20 protein-coding genes and 1 pseudogene are annotated in these 19877 nt (G+C 63.7%); 10 read left to right on the top strand and 11 right to left on the bottom strand.

The features are described 5' to 3' along the window. Window positions 1-80: 80 nt before the first annotated feature. From GXH28_RS02005 to GXH28_RS01985, 5 genes are read right to left on the bottom strand one after another with little or no spacing between them, the layout of a single operon-like run. Entirely contained in the window at window positions 81-917 is an 837-nt protein-coding gene (locus tag GXH28_RS02005; RefSeq protein WP_169237333.1) for a glycosyltransferase family 2 protein, read from the bottom strand. An 11-nt stretch (window positions 918-928) separates the two neighbouring features. Continuing rightward, window positions 929-1747: a sugar phosphate isomerase/epimerase family protein gene (locus GXH28_RS02000; protein WP_169237332.1), complete on the bottom strand. Its 819-nt coding sequence runs from the start codon at window positions 1745-1747 to the stop codon at window positions 929-931. Window positions 1748-1768: 21 nt separating this feature from the next. Next, window positions 1769-2536, bottom strand: a complete 768-nt coding sequence (locus GXH28_RS01995) for an NAD(P)-dependent oxidoreductase (protein ID WP_169237331.1) — start codon at window positions 2534-2536, stop codon at window positions 1769-1771. Beyond that, window positions 2533-3678 carry an FAD-dependent oxidoreductase gene (locus GXH28_RS01990; RefSeq protein WP_169237330.1) on the bottom strand — a complete coding sequence of 382 codons (1146 nt, stop codon included), beginning with the start codon at window positions 3676-3678 and terminating at the stop codon, window positions 2533-2535. The genes GXH28_RS01995 and GXH28_RS01990 overlap by 4 nt, the downstream gene beginning before the upstream one ends. Continuing rightward, complete coding sequence (locus tag GXH28_RS01985) at window positions 3675-4712, bottom strand: glycosyltransferase (RefSeq protein WP_169237329.1); 1038 nt, start codon at window positions 4710-4712, stop codon at window positions 3675-3677. Before GXH28_RS01985 ends, GXH28_RS01990 begins: the two co-directional genes overlap by 4 nt. A gap of 319 nt (window positions 4713-5031) precedes the next feature. Between GXH28_RS01985 and GXH28_RS01980 the strand changes: the two genes are divergently transcribed. From GXH28_RS01980 to GXH28_RS01965, 4 genes and pseudogenes are all read left to right on the top strand, one after another. Further along, the gene (locus GXH28_RS01980) at window positions 5032-5451 is read left to right on the top strand and encodes a glycoside hydrolase family 3 N-terminal domain-containing protein (protein ID WP_338140943.1); all 420 of its coding nucleotides are present in this window, start codon (window positions 5032-5034) and stop codon (window positions 5449-5451) included. Beyond that, window positions 5432-6448, top strand: a pseudogene (locus GXH28_RS01975) (helicase HerA-like domain-containing protein); the annotation flags it as partial. The gene GXH28_RS01980 and the pseudogene GXH28_RS01975, both read left to right, overlap by 20 nt. Then, the gene (locus tag GXH28_RS01970) at window positions 6445-8040 is read left to right on the top strand and encodes an amidohydrolase (RefSeq protein ID WP_169237326.1); all 1596 of its coding nucleotides are present in this window, start codon (window positions 6445-6447) and stop codon (window positions 8038-8040) included. The pseudogene GXH28_RS01975 and the gene GXH28_RS01970, both read left to right, overlap by 4 nt. Window positions 8041-8135: 95 nt before the next feature. Beyond that, window positions 8136-8468, top strand: coding sequence for a hypothetical protein (locus tag GXH28_RS01965; RefSeq protein WP_169237325.1), 333 nt, complete (start codon window positions 8136-8138; stop codon window positions 8466-8468). Between the two features lies 1 nt (window position 8469). On the opposite strand, the gene GXH28_RS01960 is transcribed toward GXH28_RS01965, so the two are convergent. After that, window positions 8470-10296, bottom strand: a complete 1827-nt coding sequence (locus GXH28_RS01960) for a M3 family oligoendopeptidase (RefSeq protein WP_169237324.1) — start codon at window positions 10294-10296, stop codon at window positions 8470-8472. A 149-nt stretch (window positions 10297-10445) separates the two neighbouring features. Further along, the gene (locus GXH28_RS16925) at window positions 10446-10880 is read right to left on the bottom strand and encodes a hypothetical protein (RefSeq protein ID WP_169237323.1); all 435 of its coding nucleotides are present in this window, start codon (window positions 10878-10880) and stop codon (window positions 10446-10448) included. A gap of 218 nt (window positions 10881-11098) precedes the next feature. On the opposite strand from GXH28_RS16925, the gene proB reads away from it, so the two are divergent. The 5 genes from proB to GXH28_RS01930 all read left to right on the top strand — a co-directional run bounded on the left by proB (window position 11099) and on the right by GXH28_RS01930 (window position 15524). Continuing rightward, window positions 11099-12214 carry a glutamate 5-kinase gene (gene proB / locus GXH28_RS01950; protein WP_320447894.1) on the top strand — a complete coding sequence of 372 codons (1116 nt, stop codon included), beginning with the start codon at window positions 11099-11101 and terminating at the stop codon, window positions 12212-12214. After that, window positions 12211-12891 (top strand): N-acetylmannosamine-6-phosphate 2-epimerase, encoded by a 681-nt coding sequence (locus GXH28_RS01945; protein WP_169237321.1) that lies wholly within the window; start codon window positions 12211-12213, stop codon window positions 12889-12891. Before proB ends, GXH28_RS01945 begins: the two co-directional genes overlap by 4 nt. Window positions 12892-13185: 294 nt before the next feature. Continuing rightward, window positions 13186-13524 (top strand): hypothetical protein, encoded by a 339-nt coding sequence (locus GXH28_RS01940; protein ID WP_169237320.1) that lies wholly within the window; start codon window positions 13186-13188, stop codon window positions 13522-13524. A gap of 34 nt (window positions 13525-13558) precedes the next feature. Beyond that, window positions 13559-14644, top strand: a complete 1086-nt coding sequence (locus GXH28_RS01935; protein ID WP_169237457.1) for a histone deacetylase family protein — start codon at window positions 13559-13561, stop codon at window positions 14642-14644. After that, the gene (locus GXH28_RS01930) at window positions 14616-15524 is read left to right on the top strand and encodes an SDR family oxidoreductase (protein ID WP_320447893.1); all 909 of its coding nucleotides are present in this window, start codon (window positions 14616-14618) and stop codon (window positions 15522-15524) included. The genes GXH28_RS01935 and GXH28_RS01930 overlap by 29 nt, the downstream gene beginning before the upstream one ends. 53 nt (window positions 15525-15577) lie before the next feature. Here GXH28_RS01930 and GXH28_RS01925 read toward each other — a convergent pair whose 3' ends face one another. The 4 genes from GXH28_RS01925 to GXH28_RS01910 form a co-directional block, all read right to left on the bottom strand. After that, the gene (locus GXH28_RS01925) at window positions 15578-16585 is read right to left on the bottom strand and encodes a prenyltransferase (RefSeq protein WP_169237319.1); all 1008 of its coding nucleotides are present in this window, start codon (window positions 16583-16585) and stop codon (window positions 15578-15580) included. A 157-nt stretch (window positions 16586-16742) separates the two neighbouring features. Then, the gene (gene cas4, locus GXH28_RS01920) at window positions 16743-17258 is read right to left on the bottom strand and encodes a CRISPR-associated protein Cas4 (protein ID WP_169237318.1); all 516 of its coding nucleotides are present in this window, start codon (window positions 17256-17258) and stop codon (window positions 16743-16745) included. A gap of 12 nt (window positions 17259-17270) precedes the next feature. Next, a complete protein-coding gene (gene fabL / locus GXH28_RS01915) occupies window positions 17271-18050 on the bottom strand; it encodes an enoyl-[acyl-carrier-protein] reductase FabL (protein WP_169237317.1) in 780 nt (259 codons plus the stop codon). A gap of 66 nt (window positions 18051-18116) precedes the next feature. Next, window positions 18117-18902, bottom strand: coding sequence for a DUF309 domain-containing protein (locus tag GXH28_RS01910; protein WP_169237316.1), 786 nt, complete (start codon window positions 18900-18902; stop codon window positions 18117-18119). Between the two features lie 233 nt (window positions 18903-19135). Between GXH28_RS01910 and GXH28_RS01905 the strand changes: the two genes are divergently transcribed. Continuing rightward, window positions 19136-19639 carry a universal stress protein gene (locus GXH28_RS01905; RefSeq protein ID WP_169237315.1) on the top strand — a complete coding sequence of 168 codons (504 nt, stop codon included), beginning with the start codon at window positions 19136-19138 and terminating at the stop codon, window positions 19637-19639. The last annotated feature ends 238 nt before the right edge of the window (window positions 19640-19877 follow it).

The raw sequence follows: 19877 nt of genomic DNA, 5'->3' as shown, positions 1-19877 counted from the left end.
TCATGCCCACATGGTATCGGATACACGCTTCAAGTGAAAGTCCAATTAGGGCCACAACGCGTAGCGACCCGGAAGCTAGGCTAAGGGTTGTACTTCGACAAGCACGCCGCAAAGAGGATGGAAAGCAGCTTTAAGTTGCCGGCAACCCCGCCAATCTTGGTCGGCACCTGATCGGGGGGGTATTCGCGGACGGTCGGGATCTCAATGCACCGGTAGCCGAGTCTAGGGGTGCGGTAGGAGATGTAGGCGAGCAGCTCGTAGGTGTTGAAGACGTCTCTGAACGGCGCAAGTCGTTCATCCAGCAGCAGCCTTCGGCTGTATGCGCGAAAGCCTTGAGTGGTGTCGGTCCACTTGAAACCAGAAGCAAGGCTGAGCAAGGGGGCATGAATGTATCGCACGGCAAGGTGCCGGAGCAGCGGCGTGTTCACCCCCCTGCCGCCGGGCAGGAATCGAGAGGCCTGGACAAAGTCAAAGCCCTGCTCTAAAGCGACGACAAAGCGCGGGATCGCCTCTGGGTCATCTTTGTTGTTGCCGTCTATGGTGATGATGCCTTGATAGCCTTGGTCGAGCGCAAAGGCGTAGGCGCATCGAAGCTGTGCGCTGAGTTTGCCTGGGCCGGTTTTGACCAGCAGGCCGCACACGTTGTGTCGCTGTAAGACCTCCAGCGCCAGCGAGCCGTCGGTGCTGCCGCCGTCTACGATGATGATGTCGGCGATGTCTGCGATGCGATGGTTCGTCATGCGTCGAAGCAAGCGCCGAATGCGTTCGCCTTCGTTAATCACCGGAATGACGACGCAGTGGGTATGCTGTTTGCCCAGCCATAGCGGCGTCTCCATGGCGGGCACTGCCCATGTGGCGCGGTAAGCGGGGTCAATGTCGCCGGTTGCGTCTCTTGCGTCGTAAGCTGTGCTGGTCATATGCGTGTGGTTTAGCTCGCGCAGTACCACGCGACTGCCCTGGCGAGCGCGCGCTGAATGGATGCGGTGTGAGGCTCGTCCTTTGTCGCCGCCATCTCGATCGCGATGACGTGTTCGGGCAGGTAGCGCTGCAGCGCGTCGCGCGCAGCGCGGTGATCGGTCTCGCCGTCCCCGATGGGTGCCAGGTGAGGCTCGCTGATGTGGACGTGGCCGATGAGGTGCGCATACGCTTTCAGCACTTCCTCCGGCTTCTCGCCGTTGAGGGTCATAGCGCCGGTGTCGAACTGCATCTTGATAGCGGGATGGCTCAAGGCTGTCACGACGGCGGCGGTCTCCTGGCTGTTGGTCATGAAGTTCGCGCCGTACTCTACGGGGTTGGGTTCGAGGCAAATCACAACTCCATACGCCTGCGCAATGTCGCCCAGCCGACGAAAGAAGGTCACAGCCTGTTCGAGCGCCTGCGCGTCGCTCAAGCCGCTGCGGTCGCGGTTTCGGGGTGAGCCGAACACCAAACGCCGCGCGCCGAGGCCAGCCCCAATGCGGCATATCGAGCGCAGGCGCGTCAGCATGGCTTCCTGGACGGCAGCCTCGCCGAATAAGTTTAGGCCCGAAGCACCGAACAGCAGCGCTTGCATGCCGGTGATCTCGATACTGCGCTCCGCCCACCACTGTTTGACGCGCTTGATCGCCGCATCTTCCACCTCCTGTGGCGTGGGAAAGTACTTTCCTGGCACGACGTCAATCGCGTTGACGCCAAACTCGCCGAGCATGGCTGCCACTTCGGTGTCTTCGGCAGCGTCCCAAGCAAGGTTAGAGATAGCTAGCCGCATCTTTTTTGCGCCTGGTCTGGCTCAGCGAGGTTCCGACTGCGCGTAGCAGCGGATCGCCATGATGCTTTCCCGCGCGCTGTACTGGTAGCGTCCCCGCGCGCCGAAAAGGGTAGCGAACTTGGTCTGCATGTCGTAGTGCGCCGGCGTGCCGTCTAGGGTTTGCACAAAAGGATGCCCGAAGCCGTGCAGCGCAGCGTCGGCCACGCTGATCGGCTCAGCCGTCAAGTGCACGAGGGATAAGCCGGCTTCGCGCGCAGTTTGGATATCAGACCATAAGCCTACCATCGGGTAGAACTGAAAGATACCTCGGCTGTCCACAGCGTGGAGGTTGTTATGGTGATGCAAGTCGTAGATCACGTTCTTGCGCAACCCTGGGCCGACCAGCCCCGGCAGGCGAACAATGAGATGCCGTGGGAAGCGCTCTTCGACGAACTTCTCAAGCAGTCGGCGATGAAGCCCATAGGGATGCAAGCCGGTTTCTTCTACTGGCGATGACTCGTCAACCTCCACTGGCGTCTTGAAGACATCCACCGTGCTGATCAGGATGAAATGTTGACAGTCAACGGTCCGAAGGCAATCCATCAGCCGCTCGATGTTGCTTCGGTCCTGCTCTGGCTCGCGGTTAGCGATCCACTTCTGGGCGGGCGCGCCGGCGCACACGATCATCTCAAACGTGCGATGGCAAATGTCGTGGATGTTAGTTGAGCGATAGAGCGCATCGAAGATGTTTGTCTGTTTTAGTATTGTGCTCCCAACGAAACCGGTGTAGCCGATAAGGGCGTTGCTCATGCCACCTCCGCCTTTTCGTGTTGAGGCAGTGCAATCTCCTGTTCCAGGCGCTCTAGCACGTCGTAGATGTTATCTATCTTTCCCCCTAGCACGGAGTAACAGCCTGGCAGCGCAGTATACTTCTCGAAGAGAATCGGCCGGCCGTCGTCGCCCTCATTTTTAACCAGCACAGTTTTGACCTCAAACAGGGAGTCTACGTATCTCGCCTTGAGCACACAAGGCAGATAGCGGCTTGCGTCTCTCAACATGCGATCCACGCGCGTCTGTTGGTCATACGCAGCTAACTTTAGATAGGGGTCACTGCCGCGCTCGTCTTTCCAGCTCAGATGAGGTGTGTAGCGAACGTGCGACATCGTGTGTAGCCGCCGCGCAGGAAATGGCATGATGGAAAAGAACGGCCCATCCATAACGGTGACGCCTATCTCTCTCAGCTCTGGCGGAGGCTCGACCAGCGCAAGCTCGGTGATCTCATGCTTGAGGCTGGTCTGGACGCCTGGGAAGTCGCCTTGCAGTTGATTGAGCCAGCTATACGTGCAGTTGAAGACATAGCGACACGCGAGCGACTCCAGCGCGCCGTTGGGCAGCTTGACCGTCACACGCAGCCCCGCGCCGACCTGAGCACGAGCAACGGCTGTCACCGTCGTTCGATAGTAAACCTGCACGCCGGCCTGGCGCAGCTCTCGCCGCGCCCATTCTGCCAGCTTTGTTGGGTCGAAAGCATATTCCTCTGTGAGGAAAACTTCCTCTACCAGGTGTGGATCGAAGAGTCGTTTGAGCGCGGCTTCGGCAGGCTGCAGCTTGGCGCCGATCTCAGCGCAGAATCGCTCGAACTGTTTCGCGGTGACCTTGGAGTTGCGCCTGGCAATAGCGTAAAGCTTGATAAAGTCGCTCTGCACCGCGTCGGGCCAATCGCGCACAAAGCGGGGAAGATTCACGCGACTGCGAAAGGCGGTGGTGAAGCTGCGCGGGTAGTGGTAGCCGGCGTGGATGCGCGCCTGGTTGTTGTATGAGGCGCGGCCCAATAGCTGGTCATCCCGCTCGAAAAGCACGATGCGCTTGAATTCCCCTCTCTGGGCAAGGTAAATGGCGATGACGCACCCGTAAAAGCCGCCGCCGATGATCACAACGTCTACAGTTGTCATAGGCGCGCATCTTGCAGTCGGTTCGACGGTTGGGGTTCAGCTTCCTCAACGTTGAGCCTCTCTTTACGGGTGAGGCGCGCGCTGGTCAATTCCTGACTGACGTGGTAGGGCGGGCCTTCGTTGTTCAGCCGGACCATGTTCAAGATGTATTCGCCCAGCACCAGCAACACCAGAGACAGGAGAAAGAACATACCAGACTGCTGGAGCGACAGGCTGATCCAACCAGGGGCCACATCGCGCTTGAAGATGCCGATCAGCACCACATAGATGGAGTAAAGCAGGTTGGCGACAGCGCCGAAGAGTGACAGCGAGGTCACCATGCGCATCGGCGTACGCGTGGTTGAGAAGATAAGACGGATGCCTTGTTCAATGCTCTGGCTGAGCTTTTTGTTGAATTGGGTGCGCGGGGCGGCGCTGTACTCGAGATTCACGCGAGCGAAACCGCTTGTCGCAGGCAGGTATCTGTAACTAATGACCGGCTGAGGGTGTCGAAGGATGAAGTTCACCACCCGCCTGCTGAGCAGCCGATAGCTTGGCGCTTCTTTGGAAAGGTCCACGCCGTTGAACAATCGGTAGAGCAGGTTGAAAATGGAAGACGCTATCCTGTAGGCGAAGCCTTGCTGTGGCTTTTGTTGGTTCCGCGCGAAGACCACATCGGCACCGTCAGCCGCGCGCTCAAGCATGGTCGGCAAAAAACGGATGTCGTCCACAAGGGGATCGAGCACGGCAACGAAATCGCCCAGCGCATTCTCGATTCCTGCCCAGCACGCCGTGGAGTCGTCCACCGCCTTGGTCAGCGCATACACCTGTAAATTGGGGTAGCCCGACTCGCTGGTGAGTCGTTTGAGCACCCTCATGCTGTCATCTTCCGAGGCGTTGTCAACGACGATAAACTCATAATCTGTCACAAGCGACGCAAGTTGGCTGGAGACTTCGCAAACGAGTTCCTCCAGGTGTTTGGCTTGATTGCGCAGCACGCAAACCACAGACAGGAGCATAGGGAAGGGCGGAGTGGAGCTGTCGTGTCCTATCATGCACTGCTGATTATTTTACCGGCCTGCATTTGCGGCTTCCGTCGGCAGCACGCGCAGCCGCTCGACCAGCACGGAGAGGGGGCGCCGGTCTGGGATTGTTCGCGTCGTAGAGTACGCGAAGATCACTCCCACTTGGGCGCGGCGCAGCATCGCTAAGCTGGCCAGGCCGTTGAGCAGCCCCTCAGAATCCAGATTCGCGAACCAGAGCGCCTTATACGAGAGACGTGAGCGGTGCGCCCAGGGGCGAACGTGACTGCGCTGGCGCCCAACGAGGCGACGAACTCAGAATGTGAAGAAACGCAGAAATCGTCGCGCGCCGATGAAGCAAAGGATGAATCCTCCAACGAAGCCCACGTTAACAGCCACCGTCCCGCCGAACGCGAGTGAAAAGGGCAGGAGCAAGAGGCCTGGCTCGTTGCGCCGGCATCTCCGCCACGGCATCGGCCAGATCATCCGCACCGGCGGAAGCGCTGCCCTGCCCCCCGACGCGCTGGCCGAGGCCATCAACCAGATTCAGCGCTTCTTCATCGAGGAGACCTGGCTGGGCATCCCAGCCATCTTGCACAAGGAATGCTGTGCCCGACGCGATGGTGCGCCAGAGTGCCATCTTCCCCAGCCCATCGGCCTGGCCAGCGCCTTCCAGCCGGACCTCATCGCTGAGATGACCGAAGGTCATTCGCTGCCAACTGCGCGCGGTCGGCCTGCATCACGGCCTGGCGCCGGCGCTCGACCTGTATGACATGATCCAGACCGACGCGAACGGCCGCGGCGTGGTCAACATCCTCGTCGCCGACCGGCTGCTACAATCGCCCAAGCTCTACACCACCTTCCTGTTGTGGATGCTGAGCGAACTCTTTGAACAACTGCCGGAGGTCGGCGATCTGGACAAGCCCAAGTTGCTCTTCTTCTTCGACGAAGCGCACTTGTTGTTCGACGCGGCGCCCAAGCCGCTGCTCGACAAAATCGAGCAAGTCGTGCGCATCATCCGCTCGAAAGGCGTCGGCGTGTTCTTCGTCACCCAGAACCCAATTGACATCCCCGACGTCATCCTGAGCCAGATGGGCAACCGCGTGCAACATGCCCTGCGCGCGTTCACCCCGCGCGACCAAAAAGCCGTGCGCGCGGCCGCCACCACCTTCCGCCCCAATCCGAAGATCAACACCGAGCAGGCCATCACCGAGCTGGGCGTGGGCGAGGCGCTGGTGTCCTTCCTGGACGAGAGGGGCATGCCCGGCGTCGTCGAACGCGCGCTCATCGTGCCGCCGCGCAGCCAGATCGGGCCCATCACGCCGGAGCAGCGCCGGCAGCTCATCACCAGTTCGCTGGTCTACGGTTACTACGAAAAGCCACTGGAGCGAGAGTCGGCCTACGAGATGTTGGCCAAGCAGGTGGAGCGCGCTGCGGCCGAGGCCACTGCGCTCGAAGCGCAGAAGGAAGCCGAAGCCAGGGCCGCCAAGGAGGCCGAACGGCGAGCGCGCGCGCAGGCCAAGCAGGAGGCGATGCGAGCGAAGCAACTGGAGCGTTGGGAGCGCGAGCGCCAACGCCAGGCCGAGCGCGAGGCCCGCGAGCGTCAGAAGGTCGTCGGCGAGGTGTTCGAAGCGTTTGCCAAAAGCGCCGCGCGGTCTTTGGGCGGCTCAACCGGCGCATTGGTGCGCGGCATCCTGGGCGGGTTATCCAGCAGACAATCCCGAAAGCGCCGAGAGAGCGCCTTCAGGGAGTCCCGCCAGCGAGGATGAATCTCCTACTTACCAACGCCCGCGTCTATACGGTCAACCCGCGCCAGCCTCGCGCTTCGGCCATCGCCATCGCCGGCAACCGCATCCTCGCCGTCGGCAGCGATGAAGACATCGAGGCCATCCGGCTGCCGGATATGCAGCGGCTGAACATGCACGGCGCGTTCGTGCTGCCGGGGCTGATTGACGCGCATTTGCACCTGGAGCACACCGGCTTTGCCATGCAGCGTGTGAATGTGGACGCGGCGCCCAGCGTTGAGGAAGCCGCGCGCCGCGTGCGCGACCGCGCGGCACATACCCCGGCCGGCGAGTGGATCCAAGGCTGGGGCTGGCAACAAGCCCTCTGGGGCGACCCGTTCCCCACAGCGGCGCAGCTCGACGCAGCGACCCAGGCGCATCCGGTGGCCTTGCGCGCCAAGAGCGGGCATGCGCTGTGGGTCAATTCGTTGGCGCTGCATCTCGCGGGCGTCACGCGCGACACGCCCGACCCGGCCGGCGGCGAGATCGTGCGCGACGCGCAAGGCGAACCCAGCGGCGTGCTGCTCGAAAGTGCAATGGCGTTGGTTGCGCGAGTGATCCCCCCGCCCACGCCCCAGCAGGAGGAAGAGGCGACGCTAGCGGCCATGCGCGCCATGAACGTGGCCGGACTGACCGGCGTGCACTGCATGGATGGCGCAGGCGGCATCGGCACGTTCAACACCTACCAGCGCCTGCGCGAACGGGGGCGCAGCACGCTGCGCATCTGCAAGCAGTTGCCGGTCGAAGACCTCGACGCGGTCATCGCCGCCGGCCTGCGCAGCGGCTTCGGCGACGCCTGGCTGCGCATCGGTGGGATCAAAATCTTCGCCGATGGCGCGCTCGGCCCACGCACGGCCTGGATGATCGAACCCTACGAGGGCGAGCCGGACAACTACGGCATCGCTGTGTGTGACCCGGAGCAGCTCGTCGCGTGGGTAACGAAAGCACATGCGCACGGCTTATCGGTCACCACGCACGCGATTGGCGACCGCGCCAATCGCGCCGTCTTGGATGCGTATGCGCGGGTGAGGCAGGGGGATCGCCCTCCGTCCCCCATCCGTCGTCCGCTGCGCGACCGCATCGAACACGCTCAGGTGCTCCACCCCGACGACGTCGCCCGCTTCGGCCAACTCGGTGTGATCGCCTCGGTGCAGCCGATTCACGCTACGCAGGACATGTTCATGGTGGATCGCTACTGGGGCCGGCGCGGGCGCTACGCTTATGCCTTCCGCGATTTGCTGAGCGGCGGCGCGCGGCTGGCGCTGGGGAGCGACTCGCCGGTCGAGACGTTCGATCCACTGGTCGGCATCCACGCGGCGGTCACACGCCAGCGCAAAGACGGTGCGCCTACAGGCGGTTGGTATGCCGATCAGCGCCTGACGGTTGAAGAGGCGATCTACGGCTATACCATGGGCGCGGCTTACGCCGGCTACGGCGAGCATGAACTTGGCTCGATCGAGCCGGGCAAACTGGCCGACCTGACCGTGCTCTCGCACGACCTGACGGCCATCGTGCCCGATGAGATCCTCCACGTGAAGGTGGAGCGCGTGATGGTGGATGGGGAATTTGTCGTCTGAACCCACAACTGACCCAACAGCCGAAGTGATTGCCGGCGTTGTCGCGGCGGTAGCGGCAATACCAGCGATGCGCGGGGCCGGTGGATAATCACCCCATGGACACGATCCTCGATCTGGTCTGGTGGGGACTGGTCTACATGCTGTTGCCGGTGGCGCTGGGGTCATTGGCCGCCTTGCCGTTCTGGCTGAAGCGGCGCGTGCTGTTGGGCAACGCGATCGGCTCGACGGTCATCGCCGTCGTGATGATTGCCTTCATCCTTCAACTCTTCGCCAGCTTGATCTCCACCGGCTTCCTCTCGCCGGAGAACCTGTTGCCCGTTGGGGCGCTGGTCTTCGTCGGTTGGGTGGACGTGCTGATTCTGTTCTTCCTCAGCGGCGCGGTGGAGAACCGCGTCAAGCGCCGGATCATCAATGTGGAGGATTTTTGACCTATAAGCTCACGTAGCGTTCGATTCGCTCGCCGATGAGGTCCAGGCTGTGCTTCCAGAAGGCGCGATCGCGGAGGTCAATCCCGAAGCGCGCCGCGAGGTTGGCGGCGGTGTCCTCGCCGGTGCTGGCCAGCAACGCTTCGTACTCCGGCACAAACGCCTCCCCGCGCTGCTTGTAGATGGCATATAGCCCCAGCCCGAACAGCAGGCCGAAAGCATAGGGGAAATTGTAGAACGACAGGCCGGCGAAGTAGTAGTGCGGCTTCCACGTCCACATGAACTTGTGCAGATAGCGCTCGTCCAGCCCGTCGCCGTAGGTCTCCTTCTGGTAGCGCAGCATCAGCTCGCACAACTCGTCGGCGGACAGCTCCGCCTTCGCACGTCGCCGGAACACTTCCAGCTCGAACAGGTAGCGCGAGGTGATGTCCACGATCACCTGCGTCTTGCCGATCAGGTCGGTTTCGAGGATGGCCAGTTCTTCATCGGCGCTCTGCGCTTCGGCCAGCGCGGCATCGGTGACGATGGTCTCGCACAGGATCGAGGCGGTCTCGGCCAGCGTCATCGGCGTGATGGACTGTAGCGCGGTCTTGCCGGCGGCATAGATGCATTCGTTGTGGAAGGCGTGGCCCAGTTCGTGCGCGATGGTGAACACCTGGTCGAGCGAGCCATCGTAGTTGCACAGGATGCGCGATTCCTTGACCAGCGGCACGCCCATGCAGAACGCGCCGGCGCGCTTGCCCGGCCGCTGTTCGGCGTCAATCCAACAGGAATCGAACGCACGCTGCGCTAAACGCTCCAGCCGTGGGCTGAAGCCGGCGAAGTGCTCTAGGATGAACGCGCGCGCCTCGTCCCAGGTGTACGTCCGCTCGCGCCGGCCCACGGGCGCCATCAAGTCCCACCAGGGTAGCCCGCCTGCGTGGCCGAGCCGCTTGGCCTTTGCGCGCAGGTATCTGCGGAACATGGGGAAGGCTTCCTGCATCGCGCCCATCATCGCGTCCAGCGTCTCGCGGTCGATCCGAGCATGATCGAGCGCGGCGTGCAGGGGGTCGCGCCGGCCCCGTCGCCTGTCCAACGTGCTCGTCGCGCCCTTCACGCCGTTCATCGCCGCGGCCAGCGGCTCCTTCACCGTCTCCCAGGCGGCGATCTCCGCCTCGTAGGCCCGCCGGCGCACGTCAGGATCGGGATCATGCTGCATCAGGTTGATCAGCGCCGGCATGGGCAGCTTCTCGACCTTGCCGTCCCGTGCGAAGTCCACCGTCAACTGCGACGTGATCGTGCCCTGCAGCTTGCTCCAGGCGTTCGCGCCGCTCAGGCTCAACTCGGCAGCCAGCGACTCCTCGGCATCGCTCATCAGGTAGCGGCTTTGCTCGGCCGTCTCGCGCAGGTAAAAAGCGTGCGCCTGCGCCGGCCCAGGTTGCGCCGTGATGCGCGGCAGCGCATCGGCGATGGCGCCGACCCAGCCGCCGACGCGCACGTCTATCTGACGTAGCCGCACGCCCATCGGCTCAATCTCGCTCAACATGCGCCGCGCCGTCTGGTTGAACGAATCGGTGGTCACGAATGCGCGGATGTAGCTGCCGATGGTGTGATACAAAGCGACGAGGTCGTTCATGCGTTCGAGATAACCGTCGAGCGTCGTGCGGAGGGTGTCATCTTCGGCGCGCGGCGCATCCTTCGCGATGCCCTGCGCATCGAGATAGCCTTCCAGTTCGCCGAGCATGTTATCGCAGCGTGCAATCGCGGCGTTCAGCTCGTCCGATTCGAGTGCGGGAAAGACGTTCGAAAGATCCCAGTGCGGGAGCGGGCCGAGGTCATGTGCGGCTGCCATACGTGTGAATATACACGGCAACGATGGGTTGCCTCGTCGTTCACACGATGTCCAGGGCAAAATGACCGTTCGGCAAACGCTACGCCGGGCCGCACAGGCAGCGATTTTCGGGGCCAAACAGGGGGGCCGCTACAGGCTTCCTGTTGCGTTTAGCGAGCGGATTTTGATTTGCGCGCCAGCGGCAATACAAAAAACGCCGCCGTCCTGGCCAGCAGAATCCGCACGCTCACGCGCGATGCGGTCGAGCCGCCCGGCGCGCTCACGGCGTGAGATGTGCAACGCGGATGAGGTGCTGAGTTGATCGAGGCGCCGCTGTAGGGATTACTCGCCCCGTCGCGTCGCGAGGCAGGGCTACGCCCGCCGATCAGCTTGGGCGGAGCGTTGGAGATGACGCTGCGTGACCGGTTCGGCGAGCACAAAGTGCGGGGGCGTGGATGCGCGTTCACCGGCGCGATGCCAACGCAGCCGCCATACACCAGCGGATTGGCGACGTCACCGGCGTCATACGCCATCGCGCCGCTTGTCGCAGGAATGCCCATCTTGTTGCCGTAGTCCTCGATGCCGGCGATCACGCCTGAGCGCACGCGGCACGAAGCACAGCACATCCGCGTTGGCGATCGGGCGCGCGCTGACGGCGATGATGTCGCGGATGACGCCGCCGACGCCGAGCGTTTCAACATCGGCAGCGACCGCAGCCCAGCGCGCATCGCTCAACCCGGGCTTGGCGCGGACTGGTCAATCCACTTGTGCTTTACTCCCCCCGCTTGCAGCGGACTTCGCTCACGATTCTATAATCCCGCGCGTGACCGCGACGCCCGCCATCGAAACGCTTGTGGTGAAAGTCGGCACCAGCACGCTCACCGCCGGCACATCACATCTGAACCGCCGGCGCATGCTCGAGATCGCCCAGCAGATTGTGTGCGCGCGCGAACAGGGGGTGCGCGTAGCGCTGGTGTCATCCGGCGCGATGGCTGCCGGGCGCGAGCGGCTGGGGCTGGAGAAGCGCAACGGCCGACTGCCGCTGCCGGAGAAACAGATGCTGGCTGCCGTCGGCCAGACGCACCTGATGGCGCTCTGGGAGCAAATCTTTGGCATGTTCGATGTGCGCGTGGCGCAGGTGCTGCTCACGCGCGCCGACCTCAGCGATCGGCGGCGCTATCTGAACGCCCGCGACACGCTGCGGGCCATTCTCGACCATGACATTCTGCCCATCATCAACGAGAACGACGCTGTTACGACCGAGGAAATCCGCGTGGGCGACAATGACAACCTGTCCGCACTAGTGACGAACGTGCTGGACGCTGACCTGCTGCTGATCCTCAGCGATATAGACGGGCTGTTCACCGCCGATCCGCGCAAGGACAAGCGCGCGACGCTGATCGGCGAAGTGCGCGAGATTGACGACCGCATTCGCGCGCTGGCCGGCGGAAGCAAGACCGGCCTGGGCGTGGGCGGCATGAGCACCAAGATCCAGGCCGCCGAGTTGGTGACGCGCGCCGGGGCGAGCATGATCGTCGCGCAGGGCGCACGCCCGAACGTCATCCTGGATGCGATCGGCGGCCGGCCGGTCGGCACGCGCTTCTTGCCGGTCGTCACGCAGATCGAGAGCCGCAAACGTTGGATCCTATCGGAGCGCACCAGCGGCGCTTTCGTGGCTGACGACGGTGCGGTACGCGCCCTGAAGAGCGGCAAAAGCCTGCTGCCGGTGGGCGTGAAGACCGTCGTGGGCGAGTTCGAGCGCGGCGAGTTCGTCGCTGTGCGCGACGCGCAGGGGCGCGAGGTCGCCCGCGGCATCACGCGCTACAGCGCGCGCGACGCTTCCCGCATCGCCGGCAAGCGTTCCGATCAAATCGAGAAGATCCTCGGCTACAACTATGCCCCGATGCTCATCCATGCGGATGACCTGGTCGTGCTATGACGGCGATCCCTCGTGGGCTGATTGTCTCTTGCCAGGCCTCGGCGGGAGAACCCTTGTTCGGCGCGCCGATGATGGCGGCCATGGCGCGCGCCGCCGAAGTCGGCGGCGCCGTGGCCATCCGCGCCAACGGGCCGGAGGACATCGCCGCCATTCGGCAAGTGGTGGGTCTGCCGATCATCGGCCTGTGGAAGCTACGCACGTCGGATAGCCCGGTGTCCATCACGCCACACCGCGCCGCCGCCGAGGCAATCGCCCAGGCCGGCTGTGATGTGATCGCCGTGGACGCTACACCGCGGCCTCGTCCCGACGGTGCGACGCTCGATGATTTGATCCCCTTCATTCGCAACGTCTTAGGCAAGCCGGTGATGGCCGATTGCTCATGCCTCGCGGATGCCTTGTTGGCTGAATCACTCGGCGCGGACTACATCGGCACGACGCTGGCCGGCTATGCCTGGCCACACGGACGTCCGATGACCGATGGCCCAGACCTCGACTTCGTGGCCGAATTGGCCGGCCGCGTGACGAAGCCGATCATCGCCGAAGGGCGCTTCTATCTGCCCGATCAGGCAGCGCGCGCGATGACGCTCGGCGCGCATGCCGTGTGCATCGGCGGCGCGATCACCCGGCCGCAAGACATCGCGCGGCGGTTCGTTGACAGCATCTGTCAAGTGCTGTGACCTATGCGCGTGGCCCGGCCTCCGCTCGATGAGTCACCCGGCCAACACGCGCGATCCGGCGTAGAGCACTGCAATCGCCGGCGCATAGATCGCGTGGACGGCACACTCCCCGAAACGAAGCGCCGGCCTCGCGCGGCGGGTAGATTCGGCCGGCTGGCCGATGGAGGCTGCCCACTGCGACGGCGTCGTCGCCCCGGCGGCTGGCCCGCCATGCGCGCCGGCTAACGTGCGCCCTTTGTGGCAACGCGCGTTCGAAGCGGGGTTCGACCTTTGGCAACGTATAGAATCGCACCAATGAAAACGCCAGCCGGCAAAGAATGCCGGTTCTACTACGCCGATTATCATCGCGGCAACGAAAAGCAAGAGTGCCGGTTGATCGGCCGTAATCCAGAAGGGGGACAATGGCACCCCAGCCACTGCAACGTATGCCCTGTCCCTGACATCCTGCGCCAGAATGCCTGTCCGCATTTGGCGTTGGAAGGCAGAGTGGCGCGGTCGTTGCTTGGGTTGCGCGAGCGCGTCGTGGTCTATGCCGTATGCACCAAGCACCTCACCGAGGTGAGCGCGCCAGAAGTCGGCTGCGGCCGCTGCCACGAAGAAGTGGCGCGGGTGCTGGGCCGGCAAGATGGGTAAACTCTAGCCCGCTATGGGCGCCGTAGCAGCGCAAATGCAGATCGTCTTCCATCCGACTCAGCTCGAACATGCTCCGGCCCGCGAGTTCCTCGATGGCGCTTGGGTAGATTACCTAGAGAGTCCGCGCCGCCCGCGCATGATCCTCGACGCGCTGGCCCAAACGCAGCTCGGCCCGGTAATCACGCCGGACGACTTCGGCTTGGCCCCGATTCGCGCCGTGCACGCCGACTGCTACCTGGACTATCTTCAGTCAGCCTATGCACAGTGGGTAGCCGCCGGACGTTCGCGCGACGGCGTATATCCCGACACGTTCTATAAGCCCGGCTTCTTGCGCCGGTCGAGTGGGATTGGCGGACAGGCCGGCGCCTACGCCTTCGACCTCAGCGCGCCGATCACGGCGCACACCTGGTCGGCGGCGTACTGGTCGGCGCAGAGCGCGTTGACCGCCGCGCGGCTGGTGCGCGAGGGGGCGCACGCAGCCTTTGCCTTGTGTCGCCCGCCTGGCCACCACGCCCATGCCGATCTGTGCGGCGGCTACTGCTTCCTGAACAACGCCGCCATCGCAGCAGAATATTTAGTTCAACATCCTGCGCCCGACTCCTGCCCCCCGGCTTCCAAAGCCGAGAGCCAAGCGCAGGGCGTGGGGAGCCGTCGGATCGCCATCCTCGACGTGGACTTTCACCACGGCAACGGCACTCAGGCGATCTTCTACCGACGCAGCGATGTGCTCTTCGTCTCGCTGCACGCCGACCCTGACCGGCAATATCCCTACTTCATGGGCGGCAGCGACGAACGCGGCGAAGGGGAAGGGGAAGGCTTCAACTGGAACTATCCGTTGCCGGCAGGCACGGACGACGCGCGCTACCTGGCGACGCTCGACGAAGCGTGCGCGCGCATCGCCGATTTTGCGCCGCGTTACCTCGTCGTCTCGCTTGGCGTGGACACCTTCGGCGACGATCCGCTAGGCGACTTCGCGCTAACCGGCGATGCCTTCCCGCGCATCGGCGCGCGCCTGGCGCAACTGCGGCTGCCCACGGTGTTTATCATGGAGGGCGGCTACGCGATTGAGTCGCTCGGGGCGAACGTCGCCGGTGTGCTCGGCGGTTTTGCGAAAGGCTGAATGCTGCAACGACAAAGACGCGCAGGGGCTGAAGGCAAAGCCGCGCCGCGCGTCTTCTGAATTCACTTCACGGAAGAAAGCCATGGCACAAGAAGATTTGAAAGGCAAATGGGCGCTGATCTTAGGTGCGTCGTCGGGCTTCGGCGCGGCGACGGCGCTGGAGCTGGCGAGGTACGGCGTCAACATCATCGGCTTGCACCTCGACCGTGGGCCGGCATTGGAAGCGGTGAAGGAGCTGGTCGGGCAGATCGAGTCATGCGGCGTGCAAGTGCACTACCTGAACATGAACATCGCCAACGCCGAAAAGCGCAGCGACGCTGTCGCGCAGATCAAGGCATGGCTTGGCGAAGACAAGTTGCATATGGTGATGCACTCGGTCGCCTTCGGCTCGCTGCAGCCGTTTATCGGCCCCGACGCCGAACATCAGCTCACGCAGACGCAACTGGAGATGACGCTGGATGTGATGGCCAATAGCCTGGTGTATTGGGTGCAGGATTTGTGGCACGCCAACTTGCTGGGTCGGGGCAGCCGGGTGTTCAGCATGACCAGCGCCGGCAGCGAAGAGGTGTTCCGAACCTACGGCGCGGTGAGCGCGGCCAAGAGCGCGCTGGAGAGCCACACCCGCCAGCTCGCCCTAGAGTTGGGCAAACACGGCGTGATGGTGAACTGCATTATGGCCGGCGTGACCGATACGCCGGCGCTGCGCAAGATCCCTGGCAACGATGAAATCGTGGCTATCGCTATGCGCCGCAACCCCACCGGTCGGCTCACCACCCCGCGCGATGTCGCCGTCACCATCCGCGCGCTGTGCGACCCGGAGATCGAGCGCATCAACGGCGCCGTGATCGTCGTGGACGGCGGCGAGCGGATCTCGATGTGAGGCTGTGCGTGGGTGGGCGAGGGCGATGCGCTTTTGCCCACCCGATAGGCTGATTAAGCGATGATGCCGGCTGCGCGCAGCGCCGTCTCGACGATCAAGCCGAGCAGGAATAGCAGGCCGAACGTCCGGTTGTGGTAGAAGGCGAAAGCCGCCAGCCAGGTCGGCCAGGCGTCGGCGGGGAACCAGTCCGGCTTCTCCGCTGGCTTGGGCTTCTGGAACATGCGGAAGGTCAGCGCGAACACCCGCAGCGCCAACAACACCACCAGCATGAGGGGGGTAAAGAAGCCGGCGATGATCAGCCCGATCACCAGCACATACTGCAGCACCATGCAGCCGATGGCGACGGCGCGCGACAGGCGGTCGCCCAGGATCACCGGCAGCGTAAAGATGCGCTTTTCTTTATCCGACGCGCGCTTGTCAATGTGCTTGCCGAAGATCACCATGGTCGTGCCCAGCGCATAGGGCAGTCCGCCCAGCACGACGTTCCAATCCCATTCACCAGCGATCACGTAGTAGCCGCCGCCGATCATCAATGGCCCCCACACCAGCAGCACGGCGATCTCGCCCAGGCCGACATACTTGAGCGGCCAGGTGTAGGCCAGCACAAAGAATGCGCCGGCCAGCATCAGCGGCAACGTCAACCCGCCGCGCATGAGCACACAGGCCAGGCCGCACAGCGCGGCGATGCTGCCGGTGACGATCGCGTAGCGCCAGGCATCTTTCATCGTCCAGAAGCCGGCCTCCAGCGGCTGCACGCCGTACTGCGCGCGGTAATAGTTGCCCTTGTCCACGCCCTTGGCGTAGTCGGTCATATCGTTCAGCAGGTTGTTGGTCGCATGCGCCATCATTAAGCCGACCGTCACCAACGCCCACAGCCAAAAGTCAAATTTGCCGGCGCGCACGGCGAAAATGCCGGCGATGGCCGACGAGATCAACGTCATGATCAGCACGGCCGAGCGCGTGGCGATCAGCCATTTTGCGACTGCGTCCAGCGCGCGCCACTCATCACGGCCAAGTCTCGGTACGCCACGCAGGGCGCGCATCCAAATCGTCGTGTTCATAGCCGTCCGCTCCTCACCAGATCATCGAAGGATCATCTTCTGTGATTGTAAGCACTTCGCTGAGAGTAGGATGATACCAACGCCCCCACTAGCCAGGCGCTTACCCCCTTCTGTATCCGCGATATCCACGATGCTCGTCTGCCGGCAGCGATGGGGTTCACAACCGCTCATCGCATGCCGTGCGCGCGCCACAGCGGGCGCAGCGGCTCGGCTCGTCGTGACTGCGATGCGCGTCGCCTTCACGCAAGGCGCAGCGCATTTCGCCCACCACGCGCAGCAACTCGGCCTTGAGCGCCGGCGTATAGTCCACGATAAATCGCTTGTCGGCATACTGGATGATGCCTTGCGTGACGCGCGCGTCGAGCGCTTCCTCGACCAGCAGGCAGTAGGCGGCCAGTTGCAACACGTGCGAAGGCCATGGCCGGGCCGGCGCAGGCGACGATTTCACCTCGACCGGCACAATGTCATTGCCGGCGCGCACCAAATAGTCAGGCTTGCCGGCGATGCCGTATGTGGGCGACAACAACACCCGTTCATTGCGCTGCCAGGCGCCGATGTCGCTGTAGATCACCCGGCCGGCGGGCAGGCCGCTGCGGAGGCGCAGCCGGCGGGCGATGACCAGCAACGCGATCGCGACGAGGATGAGCGCAAACGCAATCGGCACGCCTGACATGGCGCGGCAACGTCAACTCGTCCACTGGCGGCCGACGTCAATGCTCCAGCCGCCGTCAATCCAGATCACCTGGCCACGGATCATGAATGCATCGGGGCTGCACAGGAAGGCGATCAGCTTGGCGACGTCCTCCGGCTCAACCAGCCGGCCGGCGGGCGTGCGCTCGCGCGCCAGCTTCAGCATCAGGTCGCTGTCTTTGAAGAACTGCAACGCGTCGGTGTGAATGATGCCCGGCGCGACGCAGTTCACCACGATGTTCAGCGGCGAGAACTCGACGGCGCAGTAGCGTGTGACGGCTTCCAGCGCGCCCTTCGACGCGCCGATCACCACGTAGTCGGGCAAGGTGCGCCCGCTGCCGATGCTGCTGACGTTGACGATGGCGCCGCCGCCGCGTTTGTGCATCAACGGCGCGGCGCGCTGCGCGGTGAACAGCGCCGCCCGCGCGTTGATGTTCATCGTCCAGTCCCAGCCCTTCACCTTCTGCTCGGCAATCGGCCTGATATATCCCGACGCCGCGTTGTTGATGAGGAAATCGAGGCCGCCCCATTCCCGCTCGACGACGTCGAACAGGCGCTCGATGTCGTCGGGATCGCCAACATCGGCCTTGACGACCAATGCACGCCGGCCGAGTGCCTCGATCTCCTGCGCGGTTTCCTCGGCGGCGCTTTGCTTACGCAGGTAATTCACGACGATGTCGGCCCCTAGGCGGGCGAAGTGCAGCGCCGTGGCCTTGCCGATGCCGCGGCCGCTGCCGGTGATGAGGGCGATCTTGTTCGAGAAGTCGTAGGGCATGTGGAACGATTCCAAAGTAGATTGTGGGAAGCGCCTCGGCGGTGGATTTCGGCGCTCCCTGCTTGGCTAAGAAACGGGATGGCCGAGTGAGACCAGGCGGATGGGCTTAAAGAGCGCCGGATCGAATTCGGCGATGCGCGCCGGCCCCAGCCGCTCCAATTCGGCCAGCGCGGCTTGCGCATCGGCGCGCAGTTGGGCGATGTCCACGCCCTGGCACACATCGGGCAGCACACTGAGGTACTGCCAGGCGCGTTGAAAGAGCTTGCGCGCACCGTCGTAGTTGCGGCGCTGAATCTGGTAGTAGGCCACACCGACCTGCAGGATGCCCTGATACATCTGCCGCACCGGCCCGGGTTCGGCCCGCCAGACCGTCTCGAACGTCTCGTGCTGCTCCCAGAACTCGCCGGCATTGAATTGCGCGATGGCCTGCCGCGCGAGTTCGGGCAACGGCTCCTGGGCCTGGCGGAGCAGCGCCTCGCTCTCGTCCGGCCGAGCGTGCGTTTGAATCATGTCGGCCAGGTGAGCCATGAATGCGCCGTTGCTGACCACGGCATCGCAGCCGGCCTTGCGCGCCCGCGCGATGCGAGCTGCGTCGGTATGCGAGCCGAAGGCGAGGACGGGCATCTTGCGCGTCGCCGGACTGGTCTTGGCCGCCATCACCCAGCCCTCCCAGTCTAACGATTTCACGTTCAGGTCAACAACGATGAGCCGCGGCTGCCGCGCGACGAGGTAGGCCACCACGTCATTCGTCGGCTCAGCGAACTCGACCGCATAGCCCAGCCGCTGTGCTGCCGACGCAATGGGCTGTTGAAAGAACAAATCATCCACCAGCGCCACGATGCGCTTCGTCATACGCGGCGATTATACGGAGTGGTAAAGCTCACCGCCCATACACTCTCCCGCACTGCTAGCCGCGGCTGCCACTTTAGGAAGACTGGGGAAGTTGAACAGCTACCTGAGCTGAGGCCGGCGACCTGACTGCTCGCACAGGGCCGGCCTGCTCTTTTATCCGTTGCGCCGATTGTTGACTTCGTTTAAGCTACAAACAATGGGCAGCGCGCTTGCGCGCCTGTTAGGAGGCAGATATGTCAAACGCCCCTCTGGCCTTCAAGAAGATCCTGGTGCCGCTGGACGGCTCGCGCTTCGCCGAAGGCGCTCTACCCTATGCGCAGATGCTGGCCGAATGCTCCGGCGGGCACATCGAGCTGTTGCGCATCGCCGTGCATCCGTCGAGCTACGTCTACGTCAACGATCCGGCCACGCTCGCCAGCCTCTACGATAGCGACCGCGCGCACTGTGAGGAGTATCTGCAAAAAGTAGCCACCGGGTTACAGGCAGCCACCTCGGTCACAGTGACGACGGCAGTGCGCGAAGGGCCGGTCGCCGATGCGATCCTCGACCGCGCAGAGGAAGTGGGCGCCGACCTAATCGTCATGTCCACACATGGCCGCAGCGGCATGGAGCGTTGGTTGCTCGGCAGCGTGGCCGAAAAGGTCGTGCGCGGCGCGAAGACCCCGGTGATGCTCATCCGTCCTCAGCAGACCGGCGCACCGGCGACGTCGGCGCCAGCAACGGCCGCGCCGCAGTAAGGCTTGCGCGGTCACGCTGACCTATACACGCCCTGACGCGGAGGCGGCTGTGCGGGGCGATGTAGTCGCTGCAGCCGCGAGCGGGTCTTCGGCGCGACACATACCACCGCCTGGGGAGCGTCGGCGCCGGATGGCTGGACAGCGCTCGCGATCAGCGCATATACCGGCGGCGTCAGGTTGGCAGCCGCGTTCGCCGTCGCCGCGCCAGTGGCAGGTCGCGGGTCAACGGCTTGCGAGA

Origin of the sequence: Candidatus Roseilinea sp. NK_OTU-006 (assembly GCF_012931985.1) — a bacterium.
GTDB lineage: Bacteria > Chloroflexota > Anaerolineae > J036 > Brachytrichaceae > JAAFGM01.
The sequence above is the reverse complement of the archived record's forward strand: the minus strand, read 5'-3'. Positions and strand labels throughout refer to the sequence as shown.

Excerpts from the sequence above, each read along its gene's own strand:
- GXH28_RS01910 (WP_169237316.1), bottom strand. The coding sequence starts at position 18,902 with ATGACGAAGCGCATCGTGGCGCTGGTGGATGATTTGTTCTTTCAACAG.
- GXH28_RS01970 (WP_169237326.1), top strand. The coding sequence starts at position 6,445 with ATGAATCTCCTACTTACCAACGCCCGCGTCTATACGGTCAACCCGCGC.
- GXH28_RS01965 (WP_169237325.1), top strand. The coding sequence starts at position 8,136 with ATGGACACGATCCTCGATCTGGTCTGGTGGGGACTGGTCTACATGCTG.
- fabL (WP_169237317.1), bottom strand. The coding sequence starts at position 18,050 with ATGCCCTACGACTTCTCGAACAAGATCGCCCTCATCACCGGCAGCGGC.
- GXH28_RS01940 (WP_169237320.1), top strand. The coding sequence starts at position 13,186 with ATGAAAACGCCAGCCGGCAAAGAATGCCGGTTCTACTACGCCGATTAT.
- GXH28_RS01985 (WP_169237329.1), bottom strand. The coding sequence starts at position 4,712 with ATGATAGGACACGACAGCTCCACTCCGCCCTTCCCTATGCTCCTGTCT.
- GXH28_RS02005 (WP_169237333.1), bottom strand. The coding sequence starts at position 917 with ATGACCAGCACAGCTTACGACGCAAGAGACGCAACCGGCGACATTGAC.
- GXH28_RS01995 (WP_169237331.1), bottom strand. The coding sequence starts at position 2,536 with ATGAGCAACGCCCTTATCGGCTACACCGGTTTCGTTGGGAGCACAATA.
- GXH28_RS01990 (WP_169237330.1), bottom strand. The coding sequence starts at position 3,678 with ATGACAACTGTAGACGTTGTGATCATCGGCGGCGGCTTTTACGGGTGC.
- GXH28_RS01980 (WP_338140943.1), top strand. The coding sequence starts at position 5,032 with ATGAAGCAAAGGATGAATCCTCCAACGAAGCCCACGTTAACAGCCACC.
- GXH28_RS01905 (WP_169237315.1), top strand. The coding sequence starts at position 19,136 with ATGTCAAACGCCCCTCTGGCCTTCAAGAAGATCCTGGTGCCGCTGGAC.
- GXH28_RS01960 (WP_169237324.1), bottom strand. The coding sequence starts at position 10,296 with ATGGCAGCCGCACATGACCTCGGCCCGCTCCCGCACTGGGATCTTTCG.
- GXH28_RS02000 (WP_169237332.1), bottom strand. The coding sequence starts at position 1,747 with ATGCGGCTAGCTATCTCTAACCTTGCTTGGGACGCTGCCGAAGACACC.
- GXH28_RS01935 (WP_169237457.1), top strand. The coding sequence starts at position 13,559 with ATGCAGATCGTCTTCCATCCGACTCAGCTCGAACATGCTCCGGCCCGC.
- cas4 (WP_169237318.1), bottom strand. The coding sequence starts at position 17,258 with ATGTCAGGCGTGCCGATTGCGTTTGCGCTCATCCTCGTCGCGATCGCG.
- GXH28_RS01925 (WP_169237319.1), bottom strand. The coding sequence starts at position 16,585 with ATGAACACGACGATTTGGATGCGCGCCCTGCGTGGCGTACCGAGACTT.
- GXH28_RS01945 (WP_169237321.1), top strand. The coding sequence starts at position 12,211 with ATGACGGCGATCCCTCGTGGGCTGATTGTCTCTTGCCAGGCCTCGGCG.